At 42.4% G+C, this 15035-nt stretch carries 15 protein-coding genes; 10 read left to right on the forward strand and 5 right to left on the reverse strand.

The window, feature by feature from the left end; all coding sequences use genetic code 11:
* Positions 1-14 precede the first annotated feature (14 nt).
* Positions 15-1667 carry an HD domain-containing phosphohydrolase gene (locus N483_RS13365; protein ID WP_023399271.1) on the forward strand — a complete coding sequence of 551 codons (1653 nt, stop codon included), beginning with the start codon at positions 15-17 and terminating at the stop codon, positions 1665-1667.
* Positions 1668-1680: 13 nt separating this feature from the next.
* Here the strand turns inward: N483_RS13365 and N483_RS13370 are convergent, their stop codons facing one another.
* Both N483_RS13370 and N483_RS13375 read right to left on the reverse strand, forming a co-directional pair.
* Positions 1681-2052, reverse strand: coding sequence for a VOC family protein (locus N483_RS13370; protein WP_023399272.1), 372 nt, complete (start codon positions 2050-2052; stop codon positions 1681-1683).
* Between the two features lie 88 nt (positions 2053-2140).
* On the reverse strand, positions 2141-2731 hold the full coding sequence (locus N483_RS13375) for an ACP phosphodiesterase (RefSeq protein ID WP_023399273.1): 591 nt from the start codon (positions 2729-2731) through the stop codon (positions 2141-2143).
* Between the two features lie 229 nt (positions 2732-2960).
* On the opposite strand from N483_RS13375, the gene N483_RS13380 reads away from it, so the two are divergent.
* From N483_RS13380 to N483_RS13395, 4 genes are read left to right on the forward strand one after another with little or no spacing between them, the layout of a single operon-like run.
* Positions 2961-3710: an ABC transporter permease gene (locus N483_RS13380; RefSeq protein WP_023399274.1), complete on the forward strand. Its 750-nt coding sequence runs from the start codon at positions 2961-2963 to the stop codon at positions 3708-3710.
* Positions 3711-3712: 2 nt separating this feature from the next.
* Complete coding sequence (locus N483_RS13385; protein WP_023399275.1) at positions 3713-4378, forward strand: ATP-binding cassette domain-containing protein; 666 nt, start codon at positions 3713-3715, stop codon at positions 4376-4378.
* Positions 4379-4381: 3 nt separating this feature from the next.
* Positions 4382-5419: an MlaD family protein gene (locus N483_RS13390; RefSeq protein WP_023399276.1), complete on the forward strand. Its 1038-nt coding sequence runs from the start codon at positions 4382-4384 to the stop codon at positions 5417-5419.
* Positions 5412-6242: a hypothetical protein gene (locus N483_RS13395; RefSeq protein WP_023399277.1), complete on the forward strand. Its 831-nt coding sequence runs from the start codon at positions 5412-5414 to the stop codon at positions 6240-6242. Before N483_RS13390 ends, N483_RS13395 begins: the two co-directional genes overlap by 8 nt.
* A 53-nt stretch (positions 6243-6295) precedes the next feature.
* Here the strand turns inward: N483_RS13395 and N483_RS13400 are convergent, their stop codons facing one another.
* Positions 6296-6703, reverse strand: a complete 408-nt coding sequence (locus tag N483_RS13400; protein ID WP_023399278.1) for a hypothetical protein — start codon at positions 6701-6703, stop codon at positions 6296-6298.
* Between the two features lie 81 nt (positions 6704-6784).
* Positions 6785-7960, reverse strand: coding sequence for a GGDEF domain-containing protein (locus tag N483_RS13405; protein ID WP_023399279.1), 1176 nt, complete (start codon positions 7958-7960; stop codon positions 6785-6787).
* Between the two features lie 193 nt (positions 7961-8153).
* Between N483_RS13405 and N483_RS13410 the strand changes: the two genes are divergently transcribed.
* A complete protein-coding gene (locus N483_RS13410) occupies positions 8154-8492 on the forward strand; it encodes a gamma-glutamylcyclotransferase family protein (protein WP_023399280.1) in 339 nt (112 codons plus the stop codon).
* A gap of 100 nt (positions 8493-8592) precedes the next feature.
* Positions 8593-9513 carry an ABC transporter substrate-binding protein gene (locus N483_RS13415; protein ID WP_023399281.1) on the forward strand — a complete coding sequence of 307 codons (921 nt, stop codon included), beginning with the start codon at positions 8593-8595 and terminating at the stop codon, positions 9511-9513.
* A 36-nt stretch (positions 9514-9549) separates the two neighbouring features.
* On the opposite strand, the gene N483_RS13420 is transcribed toward N483_RS13415, so the two are convergent.
* Positions 9550-10575 (reverse strand): LacI family DNA-binding transcriptional regulator, encoded by a 1026-nt coding sequence (locus N483_RS13420; protein ID WP_023399282.1) that lies wholly within the window; start codon positions 10573-10575, stop codon positions 9550-9552.
* A 281-nt stretch (positions 10576-10856) separates the two neighbouring features.
* On the opposite strand from N483_RS13420, the gene glk reads away from it, so the two are divergent.
* The 3 genes from glk (at position 10857) to edd (ending at position 15022) form a co-directional block, all read left to right on the forward strand.
* Positions 10857-11873 carry a glucokinase gene (gene glk / locus N483_RS13425; RefSeq protein WP_036976201.1) on the forward strand — a complete coding sequence of 339 codons (1017 nt, stop codon included), beginning with the start codon at positions 10857-10859 and terminating at the stop codon, positions 11871-11873.
* A gap of 12 nt (positions 11874-11885) precedes the next feature.
* The gene (locus N483_RS13430; RefSeq protein WP_023399284.1) at positions 11886-12896 is read left to right on the forward strand and encodes a LacI family DNA-binding transcriptional regulator; all 1011 of its coding nucleotides are present in this window, start codon (positions 11886-11888) and stop codon (positions 12894-12896) included.
* Positions 12897-13168: 272 nt separating this feature from the next.
* On the forward strand, positions 13169-15022 hold the full coding sequence (gene edd, locus N483_RS13435) for a phosphogluconate dehydratase (protein ID WP_023399285.1): 1854 nt from the start codon (positions 13169-13171) through the stop codon (positions 15020-15022).
* Positions 15023-15035: the final 13 nt, after the last annotated feature.

Raw genomic sequence — 15035 nt, forward strand, 5'->3', positions numbered from 1 at the left:
AGGTGTAATGGGCCATGGATTTGTCAATTCGTAGCACAGTAGCTGAAGAAGAGATCATAGAAAGCCAAGTGGCACTTAAGCACTTGCTTAAGTTGGCAATTGAGCTGTCATCAGAACATGATACAGATCGGCTTCTTGAGCATATTTTAGAGTCTGCTATTGCTTTGAGTAATGCAGAAGGCGGGACGATATACTCGGTGTCTGAGGATGCTCAGCTCAAGTTTGCAACGCTAATTAATGAGCCGCTAGGCCTTCATATGGGCGGCACATCCGGTAAAGATATCCCATTTCCAGCCATACCTATTTATTTAGAAGACGGCTCCCCCAATGAAAGTGCACTTGTTGCCCTTGCGGCAGCCAAAAAAGACGTGATTCGGATTGATGATGTATATGACTGCACCGACTATGATTTATCAGCTGCAAGAGCCATGGATAAAAAAACCGGCTATCACACTCAGTCAGTCCTAACTGTGCCAATGGCAAATCACGAAAGAGATCTCAATGGTGTTCTACAACTCATTAACCCTCGAAGCAAAGATAAAGTCGTTAGATTTTCCGCCGATTTGGTTGAGTTGATATGTTCGATCAGTTCACTGGCAGCTGTTGCACTGACTAACAGACAGCTTATTGATGATATGGAAACTTTATTCCAAGCTTTTACACGGCTAATTGCAAAAGCCATTGATGAAAAGTCACCTTATACAGGGGGGCACTGTCGAAGGGTGCCTGAGTTAACCATGATGATTGCTGATGCGGTGCATAATGCGTCTTCGGGCCCAATGGCTGAATTTAAAATGACTGCGGCAGATAGACATGAGCTCTCTTTGGCGGGTTGGTTACATGATTGCGGTAAAATCGCCATTCCAGAATATGTTATGGATAAAGCCACCAAATTGCATTCAGTTTACGATCGAATAGAGCTGGTTGTCGCGAAAATAGAAATTGCCAAAAGGGATATCGAATTAAAGTTTAGTAGGCAAATTGTTGAAGCAGAGGTATTGGATCAACAACAAAAAGCTGAAAGTCTCAAAGCAGAGATGCAATTGGCATTGGATAAACTCGATGAAGAGAGTGCGTTCTTGTCTCGAGCCAATATTGGTGGGGAGTTTATGAGGGAGTCGGACCAGCAACGGGTTCAAGATTTAGCGAGTGACTATGATGTTTCTATCGGTGGTGTCGGGCAACCTTTATTATCGGAAGAAGAGATTTACAACCTGAGTATTGCAAGAGGCACCCTGACTAAAGAAGAGCGACTTGTGATCAATAAGCATATGGATATTACATTAGAGATGTTAGAGGCATTACCATTTCCGAAACACTTACGCAGGGTGCCCGAGTTTGCAGGTGGTCACCATGAAAAAATGGATGGCACCGGGTACCCCAAAGGATTGACTAGAGATCAAATGTCGGTGCCCGCACGGATCATGGCAATCGCGGATATATTTGAAGCCTTAACTGCTGCGGACCGCCCCTATAAAGACGCAAAACCATTGAGTGAATGTCTATTTATTATGGGCAAAATGAAACTTGGGGATCATATTGACCCGGATTTATTTGATGTTTTTGTGAGCTCTGGTGTTTACCTTGATTATGCACACCAATATTTAAAACCAGAGCAAATTGATGACATAGACGTCGCCAACATTCCTGGTTATTCAAAGCCTTGATGTGTGATTGATTTTAATTTACACGCCATGGCGGATTTAGGCGGTTTTCACCAGCCCAATAGAGTTTAATTTTATTATTGGACGGGTCCTTTAATATCGCTTCTTTCCAGAGGTATCTTTCCATGGTAGGCAGTTGTTCAAACTCAATGCCTTTTGAAATTAATCCGTCGACCCAGTTGTCTAGTTCTTGATGTTCAAAATAGATCACCGCACCATTGGTGAAAGACTCACTTTCTAAAGACAGTGAAAAGGTACTGCCACCTTCTGGACATTCGAAACGTGCGTAGTGAGGCGTGTCTACAATAAGTGTAAAACCGAGTAATTGATAAAAGGCTACGGCTTCAGGCATATCTTTTACAGGTAAAGTAACTTGATTCAAATTCATGGTTTTTCTTTTAGTTGTTTAGCAAGAGGATTGCTTCATACTTTCAAACCTAATCTAGTTTGTAAACCAAAACACTTGTAAATGCGCATTAATTTTGGTTTTCCAGGCCGTGGTTCGCAACATGATTTATTAGCTCGGGAAAGTACAAAAGGAATAGCTGTTCTAACTCGTCGTAGTGTTGTGTTAGCTCTTCGCCGATCCCTTTAAACTCATGTTTAAATCTAACTCTATTGGCAATATTATCTATGGCTCGAATGGTTCCATCTAGGGTTTGATAGCTGGAAAACCAATCGCCAGTAATTAACTTATCGACTACCTGTTGCATAGATTGGTGCATGGTTGGCAAACGTTGTTCAAGTAAACTGTAGCTTTGAGTTTTAAATGTCTCAAAGGGTAGTGCGCTAAACTCATTCCAGTTTTTGATCAATAAATGGTCGTAGAATACGTCTAGGGCAATGCCTGAAAACCGCCTACGTTTGGCACTAAACAGAGTTTGTGATTGCTTAACCAATGTGTGTTGATCGGTGAACTTATCAACTAAGATGTGGTTGGCTAGACCGTTTTGAACCGTTGCTGGTAGTGAGCGAGTGTCGATACCACGCTGAAAGTCGCCTAACAAATTGCCATAGTAGGAGTCTGCATTTTTCTTCGCTAGATACAAATGAGCTAGATAGTTCACACATCACCTTTTGATTACATGTAGATCACGGTTTACTTAGGGTTATTATTGAATATAAGGGTAAGAATCTTATTATCAAGCGACGGCTTATAACGGTGAGCAGGTGCGAGGGATTTTTTCTGAATACGGGGCCAATATTTGGATTGTTCTGCTAACCTTAATGTTATGACTCATTGTTAAGACGACTATTCATGCTTGATCTACTGAACTTTGATAACGAGGTACAGTTATGATTGCATATGGATTTTTGCCTTTTTCTGCATACGTTATCTCTGATTTTATTTTTTTTCATCGCAATCGTTCCATTAGCTTTGATGTACTAGTACGTCAGGTGCGATTCACCGGTGTTGAAGCGCTCGGATTGGTGGTACTTATCGCTATGCTCATAGGGGCTTTGATCATTGTTCAAGGTTACCCATTACTGGCAGCAATCGGACAAGGTAATTGGATTTATGACATTTTGATCTCAACGATTGTTCGGGATCTTGGACCCTTTATTGTGTGTTTTATTGTATTGGCGCGCTCTGGAACGGCAATAACGACTGAGCTAGGCAACATGGTTGTCAGTAAAGAAATAGATGCTTTGGTTTCTATGGGGGTCTCACCTATCTCTTATTTAGTTGCACCGCGAGTACTCGGGATGATTATCTCTTTAGTGTTGCTAATGAGTTATTTCGTAGCCTGTGGCATTTTTGGTGGATACTTGGTGAGTAACGCCTTTCAATCAATTCCTGTAAGCACTTTTTTTGCAAAACTCATTGGGGAACTACATTGGCTCGATATTGTGGTGATGTTAGTCAAAGTAGCACTATCTGGTTTGTTCATCAGCTTAATATCTAGTTATCACGGATTAACGGTAAACAGAGCAATCACTGAGGTGCCACAACGAAATATTAAAGCTGTGGGGCGAGGGCTGATTTCTGTCTGTTTGATTCATGTCGCATTGACACTGTTATACGTGATTTTGATAGGGCGTTAGCTATGCATATTGAGTTCAGGAATATTTCTCACAGCGTTAAAAATAGAGCTATTTTTAGTGACTTAAATGCTCAGGTAGGGTCGGGTGAGTGTTTAGTGGTTTCCGGGCGTTCAGGCTGTGGAAAAACACTATTTTTCAGTATTGCGAGTGACATTATTAGACCTGACAGTGGTCAAGTCGTTATCAATGGTCGTGCCGTAAATCAAATGCACTCAAAGGACTATGCTGAGTTTAGACGGAACTTGGGTGTTGTATTTCAGTTATCAGGCTTAATATCGAATTTAACTTTAGAAGAAAACCTTATGCTGCCGCTCAACAGGCATTTTAAAGAGTTGGATAAAGGTGAAAAATTACATCGTATAAACGCCTTAGCCAAGGAGTTTTCACTGCAACATTATCTTGCACAAAGAACTGAGATGCTGTCATCAGGGCAAGCTTCTCTTGCGGGGTTAGCCCGGGCACTACTGTTAAAACCTAAAGCGGTTATTTGGGATGCCCCAATGACAGAAATTGATGAGCAGTGGGGACAGTATGTCTTAAACCTATTGGTACGCTTAAAAGAACAGGGGACAACGCTTATTTTATGCTCTAATCGGAAAGAGGTTATCAGCCAACTAGCGGATGAGCGGTTAGAGCTCAATGAGATGCTTTGTTATTCGGAGCTTTAGCCTATGCAGCATAGCCCCAAAAAAACAAATAATATAGTACTCGCTTTTGGCGTGGCCGGCATTGTAATGCTCGTTGTTTTGACTTCTATGATCCTCGTAAATAATCACACTTTTGCTGACAAAACGTACTATAAAACCATCTTACAAGATGCAAGTGGGCTAAGTGCGTTACCAGCCATATATTTTAAAGGGTTAAAAATAGGCAGAATAGACGGGTTCAAATTGAATCATGACACCAACTTGATTGAAGTCGAGCTTTGGGTGTTTCGTGAGTACCAAAATAAAGTTGTGCAATATGCGGTCTTGGCAGGGGAGCAGCATCCCATTTTTGATGATGTGACTACTTTTGAGCTAATTTTACCAGAGCTAAATCGAGCCAATCAGTATGCTCAACTTGCACCGAATAGTTTTATTCCACATATTAGTAGCGCTCTTGGAAAAAGCTATATAGAGCAGGGTTTTATAGCCCAAAAAGGCGATGATATCGAGTCTATTTTAGCCAGTATTAACCAATTACTGCAGAACTTCCAAAAAGAGGATAACCCTGAAGCGGGTGCCATATTTAGGGTGTTGGATCGAGTTGCCAAGATCAGTGATAACTTAATGGTAGTTAGTGAGGAAGTTAAAAGCAGTGATTTATTGCCTGATGCTGAACGCACATTGGCCCAGAGTCAGCAGCTATTGGAAAAAATGCCTCAAGTCTTAGAGCAGCTGAATACCACCTTGTTGACGACCGAAAGACTTATGGGACAAGCAGAAACAACACTCGATAATTATGCTCAACCTGCAGATATAATAGGTGAGGTAACAAATAGACAACTTCCTATTGTACTTAGCAATCTAAATGAAAGCCTGACTGTGATGCAGCTTATGCTTAAAGAAGTACACAGTGAAAGAGAGCAATTTGCGATTGCTATCCACAGCATGCAGCAAGTGCTGGACAAAATGGACAAAACGCTACAGGCGCTAAATAATCATCCAATTTTAAAAGATGGTATAGAACAAAAGCCTAGTTCCTCGGGAGTAGAAATGCATGATTAAGTATGCAGCAGCAGTCTTGGTCATGTTGTTAATTTTCCTTAATACAGGGTGCTCTAGTGCACCAGAGAAGCAATATCGTGTCACCAGATATCTAGATTTGGCCAATACTTGGACGGCGAGAGGGGATCGAAAGCGCCAAGAACAAAAGTTAGACATCGCCCTAAGCAATTACAACACGGCTTATAAGTATGCGCACTTAAGAAATGACCTAGAATTAATGGGCATTTTGCAACTCAAAAAAGCGATGCTGTATATCCTTTTAGATAAACCTGATAATGCATCACAATTCATAGAGCATGCTCGTCAATTGCAAGTTTTTGAAGGCGCAGAGCTGTCTTTGTCTATCAAGGCACTGGAAGCCAAGCAAGCGTTTGAACAAGGGGAAACTCAAAGGGCTTCTGCCTATGCAGATGAACTAAGTGCCGCTTACGAAGGAAATATTGAAAAACAGATTTACTATCGTTGGTTAAGTTGGATGTATACAAAGAACAGTTTGTTGCCTTGGGAGCAAATGAACCAAGATCTTACTCAATTGGAATTGCTAAAAAGTAAGGGAGATTTAAATAACATCGAAGTGTTGTCTTTTGTTGTTTACCACAATGCTCTATGGCGTGTAGACCATCAAGCACCTGAAACAAAACAGGCAATTGAACAAGCTATTGTGCACTTTTCAGAGTTAGAGTTAACCAATCGAGTTCGGGATTGTTACGGTCTAGCCGCTAGATTTTATCGGCAACGGGGTGAAATAGAGAAAGCCCACTATTTTTCAAAGAGACAACAACGTTTGTCTGACAGCATTAATATCTCAAATTCAAGTGAGTAAGTTAGACATGACTTGCTCCAACCTTATTGCGAAACCACAAAATAGCAGAACAACTAGGTGTCGATGACAGTTGACCACGCAGCATTCCAACGATTGAGCTTTTCTGTCGGTGTCAGGTCTTTTGGGCTAACACAAACAGAAGGCTGAACTAGGTACTTGGCTTCGAATAACTTTTTGCATACTGCGCCTTTTGTTTCTTTGTGATTAGAGTGGGTGACGGCGACAATATCCATGCAACGGGCACATTGCCAAAAAGTCGCTTGCAGCGACCCTTGTTTGAGCTGTTTCATTGGGTCTTTAGCGGTCAGTGACAGTGTACCGTTCGGATCTGATAAATAGGCGAGGCCATTGGCACGGCAAAAGTCACAATTGCACTCACGGGCTTGGTATTTTTCAATAGGATGAGGAAAGTTCACTGACACCTCTACATTTCCACAGTTACAACTTACACAGTACTTCATTTGGTCCTCGAATGATAAAAGATAACTAAATTAGCGACACTGTACTTACTATGAGGAGTTTGTAATAAATTTTCTCAGTGTTTATGAATCTTCAATATGATAAACCTCACTTCTATTACGGCCATTATTTTTAGCTTGATATAGTGCTTTATCAGCATGAATTTGCGTTGCTTCAAAGGCTTGTTGCGACACGGAGTCAGTATAGGCGATACCCGCGCTCAAAGTCACTTCGCCAATTTCTGGTTTAATCTGTTCGATGCTCTTTTCAAAGTTGCCTCTTATTTTTTCACTTAACTGTAAAGTGTGTGCAGGGGTCGTATCAAACAAGACGATGCAGAATTCCTCTCCCCCCCAACGAACAACCAGATCGGAAGCACGCATAGTCGATTTTAGCTTGTTACCAATATGCGTAAGTATTATGTCACCAGTTTGGTGACCGAAGTGATCGTTAATTTTCTTGAAATGGTCGACATCTATCATGATCACACTGAGTGAATGACACTTTCTTTGTGATAGCGGCATAATGTTATCCAAATACCGAGAGAGGCCACGCCTGTTCAGTAAATCGGTTAACTCGTCGTGATGTGCGGCATATTCCAGTTTGCGAACAAATCGCCCTGCACTGAGTAACATAAGCAATGGAATGCCCGCTACAATGCCAATGAGTGCGACTAACCAAGTATACCCTCCCACCCAACTGAATTGTTCTCCAATACTAGGAAGAGCGCCAAACGCGCCATACAGTGTGTAAAAAAAGGTAAGTATTAGTTCAAGTAATACGACAACGATGGTGATCTTTACGGCGATGTACTCATTCTTGTCGTGCTTCGCATGTTGCCAAAGGACCCACCCGTAATGCGCTCTTACCAGTAATAACCAAATGCCGATTAACAGTAGACGCATAGGACGATCAGGCAGTACGAAAGTAAAAAACAAAGACATCACTAGCACTGGTGCTATTAGGATGAATATTTTCTTTGTGGACGGAGGGGTGTGAACAAAGTGCCAAGCACCAATTAGCCACAGTGCATGACCAAAAACTAGGCAGGTATTAAAGATTGCAACTGTGAGTTGCCTCGGTGCACTTTGTAACGTTAACTGAGATAGGTAAGCAATGGATAAAATACCGAGTGCGATAGCCCAAAACCGAGCCCCTTCAATCGTTTGACTCATTTTGGTGACTGCGCTTAGGACAATGGCCCCGGTGATTGATGCAATAAAAAGTGAAAGCATCAAAGTTAAGTCATGAACTTGCACTTAGAGTATTGTCCTTGTTTAGTGTTATGGGTTGTAGCTCAGAGATAGTAGGCGCATGTTTTAACTTAGAACGTATTTAAAAGCTTAGCAAACGTTCTGGTTTTTGCATGAAAAACAAGGCGTGCAGGTTTTATTGGCGGCTAAAAAAGCGTATTAATCTATAGTTATAGTGAGGTGGAGTCTTGGAGCTACTATGAGTGAAGAAATAAATTGTTTATTTGTCTATGGTTCTTTGGCACCCAACTGCGTCAATGCGCATATCTTAAAACCTCTGCGCGGCGAGTTTAAAAAAGGGTGGGTGCGTGGGCAGCTTTGTCAGCAAGGTTGGGGCGCCGACATGGGATACCCTGGTATCGAACTTAATTCGCAAGCTCAATGGGTAGAAGGCTATGTATTTTTGTCACAACAACTAGGTGACCACTGGTCTATGCTAGATGCCTTCGAAGGAGAAGAGTATTCAAGGCAAGTGTGTGAAGTGAAAATGGAAAACGCAGAGTATTGTAAAGCGTATATTTACACTTTATCAAAGTAGCCTTGTTCAGGCCAAGTGACCTGTTGCGATGAGGTCATAGTAACAACCGAATTGCACAACAGGAATACATGTACTTGCTTATTCAAGTATGGCAATAAATATGCGTAAACTTTGTTTCTTTTTATTGATTTTTCATAGTTCTATTTTTGCTACACCAGTTAGGATATTGGTAAATGACTGGACCAGTCAGCAAATATTGGCCAACATTGCCGAGCAAGTTTTCATAAGACTTGGCTATGAAGTAGAGTTTATCAATGTTGAAGTGGATGCTCAGTGGTATTTGCTCAAATCTAACAAGGCCGATCTGCAATTAGAAGTATGGCAGGGCACAATGGAAGAGAAGTACACCCAATTGCTAAATAAGGGAGGGCTAGTTGACTTAGGTACGTACTCGGTGGCGACGCGTGAAGACTGGTGGTATCCCTTATACGTTAAAGACGCATGCCCAGGGTTACCTGACTGGCGTGCTCTGAGAAAGTGCCATGATATTTTCGTAAGACCCGATTCAAGGGGGAAAGGGGTTTATGTCGCAGGACCTTGGGAGAAACCAGATCGAGCAAGAATTAAAGCGCTAGGTTTAAACTTTATCGTTAAACAAGTCGAAGATGGTCAATCTTTATGGCAGGAGTTAGCAAGTGCGATTGCTCAGCAGCAAGCAATTTTGATATTTAATTGGACGCCAAATTGGGTGGGGAGTGTTTATCCAGGAGAGTTTGTTGAGTTTCCAGCTCACTCCAAAGACTGCGAAGAGGATGCTAAATGGGGGATCAATGCTGAGCTGCCTTATGATTGTGGTAATCCAAAGTCAGGGTGGTTGAAAAAAGTGTCCAGTAATCGGTTCGTTGAGTTATTTCCATGTTTAGCTAATGGGTTACGGCAATTTGATTTAACTAACGATGAAATAGAATCTTTGTCTGCTAAGGTGGATGTTGAAAAGTCGACTCCCAAGCAGGTTGCGCAGCACTGGGTAATTAAAAACAGAGTGCGCTGGGAGTCATTGTTTCACGCCTGCAAGCAATAAAGTAAGCCGAGGTTATTAGCTCGGCCAGATTTTTGATTACGATGTTGATTGGCGAATAATCAGTTTAGGTGGTAATAAAGTTTCAGTTATTTGCTCACCCTTAATCAGCGCTAGCAAGTTCGAAACGAGCATCTGACCTGCCAAGGTTGTGTTTTGCTGTACTGTACTCAATGAAGGGGTAATGTAATTTGCAGCAGCGATGTTATCAAAGCCAATCACACTGACATCTTCTGGGATCTTCAATCCAGCTTCCTTTAACGCTTTTATTGCGCCAATTGCAATCAAGTCGCTGGCGGCAAATAAGGAATCGAATTTAACGTTATTTGCTAAAAGTGAGTGCGTCGCGTGATATCCGGATTCTTCGGTGGAAATAGCATTGGCAATATTTCTTTCGCTCAATGAGATTGACTTTTGCTCTAGGGTATCCTTGAAACCTTTAAACCGCATTAAAAACTCTGGGCTGTGCTCTGAGGCGTCCCCAATAAAAACACATTGCTTTTTACCAGAAGAGATGAAGTGTTGAGCGGCCAATTCACCACCGCCATAATTGTCACAACTTACAGTTAAATCAGGTCGCCCCTCGACTTTCGCACCCCAGCAAACAAACTTGGTATCTTGAGCCAACAAGTTTTGTAGTCTTGATTGGTAGTCCATATAGTCGCCATAGCCGAGTAATATGATCCCATCAGCGCGGTGGCTGTCTTCATATTCAGCACGCCAATCTTGACTGATCGATTGAAAGGAAACGAGTAAGTCGTATCCTTCTTTTGCACAGGCACGGGTAATACTGCCCAGCATGTTTAAAAAGAAAGGATTGATCTGAGACTCATCGCCGGTAGGATCTTCAAACAATAAAATGGCCAATGTCGCACTTTGCTGGGTACGTAAATTACTGGCATTTTTATCTACTTTGTAATTGAGCTTTTTAGCAATTTCCCACACTTTTCTGCGAGTTTCTTCATTGACAAGTGGACTATTTCGTAGCGCTCTCGACACGGTTGATTGCGAAACACCTGCGAAATGTGCAATGTCAAATGAAGTTGCTTTTCCTTTCGTTTTCATGGTCAAAACTATTTTAATGGAGTCGTGAGTATTGTCTTTGATTATTTTTTTTTTGCAACCAATTTCACAAAAGCTGTAAATTTCTATTGATGAAGTTTGACACCGGTGTCATAATGTCGGTGTTTTATCATTTTGTTGTCAAAACGTATTTAGCTGCCCTCATTTGGGGCAGCTCTTTTTTCAGCCTGCGTGCAAAGTTTCGGCTGATTATATATTTGGGATAACAAGTGGGTGTAAGCCCCAAAGGTGTTTGGAACACCGCAACAACAGAGAAAAACATCATGAGCCAGACAACACAGAATAGTTTTAATGGTCATGACCTTGCGTTCGAGCCGATTATCGTTGCCGATATCGGGGGTACTAATGCTCGATTTGCCGTCGTGACAAAATACGATTTAGACTCTAAACAGTTTACAATTGACCATCAGTTCACTTTTCCTAGTGCAGAGTTTCAGTCCTTTGAATCTGCTCTTTCAGCTTTCCTTGATAAACTCACGATTTCTAAACCTTCCCGAGCTTGCTTTGCCGTCGCCGGACCTATAAAAGGTCAACAGGTTTTTCTGACAAACCTAGGCTGGAACTTCAATTCTCAAGATGTGCAAAAACAATTTGGTTTTGAACAACTCGCTGTGATCAATGATTTTGCAGCATTTGCATATGCTGCGCCGTACTTGAAAAAAGAAGACAATATTCAAATAAAAGCAGGTCAAGCGGCGCCTGGGGCAAATATTGCAGTGATGGGGCCGGGCACAGGGTTTGGTTCAGCATGTCATGTAAGTGATATACATAGCAGTGCGGTGTTAAGTTGTGAGGCGGGCCATATCAGTTTGGCGGCTGTCACCGAATTAGATAAACAGTTATTACATGTGCTTAAAGAGAGTATCGGTCATGTATCGGTTGAAACCGTGTTCTCGGGACCTGGATTGGCAAGACTGTATAAAGCGATGGCACAAGTTAAAGGACTACCATCAGAAGACTTAAATGCAGCACAGATCAGCGCGAGAGCGGGTGAGTGTGAAGTATGTGACGCAACACTTAATCAATTTTGTGATTGGATTGGCAGTGTTGCAGGTGATCTTGCGTTAACCTTCGGGGCGTTGGGTGGCGTGTTTATTGGCGGTGGAATCTTACCCCGCATGACTGAACGGCTGATTTCTAGTCGATTTGTTGAAAGGTTTACAGAAAAGGGGATAATGTCTCAATACGCAGGGCAAATTCCAGTAACTTTAGTTGTGCAGGATAATATTCCTTTAATTGGTGCAGCAGCGTGTTTACATAGCCGCAGCCAATTTTCGTAGATTGGAATAAATATGAAAAAAGTAACCATTAACAGCGTGGCAGAGTACGCGGGAGTATCGAAAAAAACGGTCTCCAGAGTGCTTAATAATGAGCCCAATGTAAGTCCAGCCACACGTGAGAAGGTACTCAAAGTTTTTAAAGAGCTTGATTACAAGCCGAATCCTATTGCGCGGGGGCTCGCGCGCAACAAAAGCTTTATCATTGGTTGTTTGTATGACAATCCCAGTAAGAGTTACATCACTCGTGTGCAAAGTGGTGCGTTAGAGGCATGTCATAAGTTTAATTATAATCTGCTGATACACCCCTGTGAGCTTCGCGGCGATGAGTTAATTGAAAACGTTGATCAGCTGCTGACAACGTCAAGGTTAGACGGGTTAGTGCTGACGCCACCGTTTTCGGACTCGCAAGTTTTAATCGATTTTTTAAAGGCCCAAAATGTTCCTTTCGCTCGAGTAGCCTCTGCTTTGCAGGATGATACTTCTATTTCTGTGCGAAGTAACGACGAGCAGGGTGCTTATGAACTTACCGAGCATTTGATATCACTTGGTCATAAAGAAATCGCCTTTATTAAAGGCCACCCTGATCACAGCGCAACAGAAAAACGTTTCAGTGGTTACCAAAATGCTTTGCTCAAACACGGTATTGAATATAAAGAAAAGCTTGTTGCAGAAGGTAACTTTAGTTATCACTCCGGTGCTGACAGTGCAAAAGAAATCTTGGATTTAGAACCAATGCCAACGGCGGTGTTTGCTTCAAATGATTACATGGCCGCAGCCGTGTTGAAGCTCGCCACACAAAGACGTATCAGAGTACCGGAAGATATTTCAATTGCTGGTTTTGACAATGCGCCTATTGCTCGCCATATTTGGCCTGGTCTGACTACCATTGCGCAGCCAGTAGAGGAAATGACTCGTCAGGCTGTAGAGCAGTTGATACTGCAAATATCTGATCCATCGACAGAAGTTTATCAAAAAGTTTTGGAAGCAAAACTCATCACCAGAGAGTCCACTGCTGCAAAATAGCAAAGTTTAATTACATCTACTTGTCAAAAGCCCAATCCCTAGCGATTGGGCTTTTTTTGTCCATAATTTAGATATGGACCGAATTTAATCTAAATTTAATGTTCAATAGGTTGACACCGGTGTCATGAATGTGAGTTAATACAGTGACACCGGTGTCAGGTTGAGGTGAGAGACAACCTGATAGCGTACCTTTGAACGGGTAAATCAAAGCTGCTCAGTACACAGTTAATTGTACTGAGCCTTTTTCCTCTAAACATGCAGAGAGGCGGATTATGTTGCATCCTCGAATTCAAGAAGTTACTGAAAGAGTCGTTAAACGCAGCCAGACAACTCGTAGTGCCTACCTTAAGCGTATACAAGAAGCAAAAAAACAAACACGCGTTAGGGCCGGCTTAGGTTGCGGTAACTTAGCACACGTAATGGCTGCTTGTTCAAGCAGTGACAAGGCGCGATTGAAGGCCGACGACCAGCCAAACTTAGCCATCATTAACTCATACAATGATATGCTTTCTGCTCATGTTCCTTATATTGAATATCCAGATTTAATTAAAAAGATAGCAACGCAATACGACGCAACTGCTCAGGTGGCGGGCGGCGTACCGGCAATGTGTGACGGGGTTACACAGGGCCGTGATGGTATGGAGCTGTCTTTATTCTCACGTGATGTAATCGCAATGTCGACCGCAGTGGCACTATCTCATGACGTATTTGACGGTGTTTTCTGTTTAGGTGTATGTGACAAAATTGTCCCAGGGTTGCTGATTGGTTCTTTATCTTTCGGTCATTTGCCTATCTATTTCTTACCAGCTGGCCCAATGGAATCTGGTATTCCAAATAAAGAAAAAGCACGTGTTCGTCAGAGCTTTGCACAAGGGTTGGTGAGCCGTGAAGAGTTGTTGGAAGCTGAAAGCGCGTCATACCACAGTGCTGGTACTTGTACTTTCTACGGCACAGCCAACTCAAATCAAATGCTGATGGAGATTATGGGTCTTCACTTACCAGGCAGTTCATTCATAAACCCTTATACAGAGTTACGTGATGGCCTAACGGCAAGTGCTGTCAAAATGATGCTTGAGCAGCTAATTAAAACAAAATCAGCTAACCCAATAGGTGAAATCGTTGACGAAAGAACAGTGATCAACGGTTTAGTTGGATTATTGGCAACAGGTGGCTCTACGAACCACGCTATTCACTTGGTCGCAATGGCAAAAGCTGCGGGTGTACAAATTACTTGGAAAGACATGGCTGATTTATCTGAAGTTGTGCCACTGCTTACACGTATTTATCCAAATGGCTCCGCAGATGTTAACCACTTCCAAGCTGCTGGCGGTATGGGCTTCTTAATGCGTGAGCTGCGTGACGCAGGTTACTTACACAATGATGTAAAAACCATTGTTGGTGAAGGCTTAGACGATTATACCAAAGAGCCTGTTTTGGACATCGATACTAACGTGATAATGACCAACAGCGAAGGCCCGACAAAAGTAAAATGGGTTCCTTGTCCAGAAAACTCCCTTGATGAAGAGGTATTAAGACCAGTCTCTAATCCATTTAATAAGCAGGGTGGTTTGCAGCTACTGACAGGTAATTTGGGTAAAGCTGTGATCAAAGTATCTGCTGTAGATGAGAAACATCAATTTGTTTCTGCTCCTGCAAAGGTTTTTAGTTCACAGGCGGCACTTCAAGACGCTTTTGCTAAGGGTGAGCTGAATCAAGATTTCATTGCTGTAATTAAAGAGCAAGGTCCAAAAGCCAAGGGCATGCCTGAATTGCACAAGTTAACGCCTGTTATGGCCACACTGCAAGATCAAGGCTACAAAGTGGCAATTGTAACGGACGGCCGTATGTCGGGTGCTTCAGGTAAAGTACCAGCGGCTATCCACCTTGCGCCGGAAGCTGTAGAAGGTGGCATTATCGCGAAAATTCGCGAAGGTGACATGATCACACTTGATGCACCAAATGGCGACCTTGTTTTACATGTCTCTGATGAAGAAATAGAAAAGCGTGAATTAGAACTTACACAACCAGAGCTGACTTTTGGTACAGGCCGTGAGCTATTCACAGGTTTTAGAAACATGGTAAGCAGTGCAGATATGGGCGCGAGCGCCTTTGGTATCGACGAATAACAACATTGGGGAT

Source organism: Pseudoalteromonas luteoviolacea NCIMB 1944 (assembly GCF_001625565.1).
GTDB classification, from domain to species: domain Bacteria; phylum Pseudomonadota; class Gammaproteobacteria; order Enterobacterales; family Alteromonadaceae; genus Pseudoalteromonas; species Pseudoalteromonas luteoviolacea_F.

Excerpts from the sequence above, each read along its gene's own strand:
- edd (WP_023399285.1), top strand. The coding sequence starts at position 13,169 with ATGTTGCATCCTCGAATTCAAGAAGTTACTGAAAGAGTCGTTAAACGC.
- N483_RS13370 (WP_023399272.1), bottom strand. The coding sequence starts at position 2,052 with ATGAATTTGAATCAAGTTACTTTACCTGTAAAAGATATGCCTGAAGCC.
- N483_RS13390 (WP_023399276.1), top strand. The coding sequence starts at position 4,382 with ATGCAGCATAGCCCCAAAAAAACAAATAATATAGTACTCGCTTTTGGC.
- N483_RS13410 (WP_023399280.1), top strand. The coding sequence starts at position 8,154 with ATGAGTGAAGAAATAAATTGTTTATTTGTCTATGGTTCTTTGGCACCC.
- N483_RS13430 (WP_023399284.1), top strand. The coding sequence starts at position 11,886 with ATGAAAAAAGTAACCATTAACAGCGTGGCAGAGTACGCGGGAGTATCG.
- N483_RS13380 (WP_023399274.1), top strand. The coding sequence starts at position 2,961 with ATGATTGCATATGGATTTTTGCCTTTTTCTGCATACGTTATCTCTGAT.
- glk (WP_036976201.1), top strand. The coding sequence starts at position 10,857 with ATGAGCCAGACAACACAGAATAGTTTTAATGGTCATGACCTTGCGTTC.
- N483_RS13420 (WP_023399282.1), bottom strand. The coding sequence starts at position 10,575 with ATGAAAACGAAAGGAAAAGCAACTTCATTTGACATTGCACATTTCGCA.
- N483_RS13400 (WP_023399278.1), bottom strand. The coding sequence starts at position 6,703 with ATGAAGTACTGTGTAAGTTGTAACTGTGGAAATGTAGAGGTGTCAGTG.
- N483_RS13395 (WP_023399277.1), top strand. The coding sequence starts at position 5,412 with ATGATTAAGTATGCAGCAGCAGTCTTGGTCATGTTGTTAATTTTCCTT.
- N483_RS13385 (WP_023399275.1), top strand. The coding sequence starts at position 3,713 with ATGCATATTGAGTTCAGGAATATTTCTCACAGCGTTAAAAATAGAGCT.
- N483_RS13365 (WP_023399271.1), top strand. The coding sequence starts at position 15 with ATGGATTTGTCAATTCGTAGCACAGTAGCTGAAGAAGAGATCATAGAA.
- N483_RS13415 (WP_023399281.1), top strand. The coding sequence starts at position 8,593 with ATGCGTAAACTTTGTTTCTTTTTATTGATTTTTCATAGTTCTATTTTT.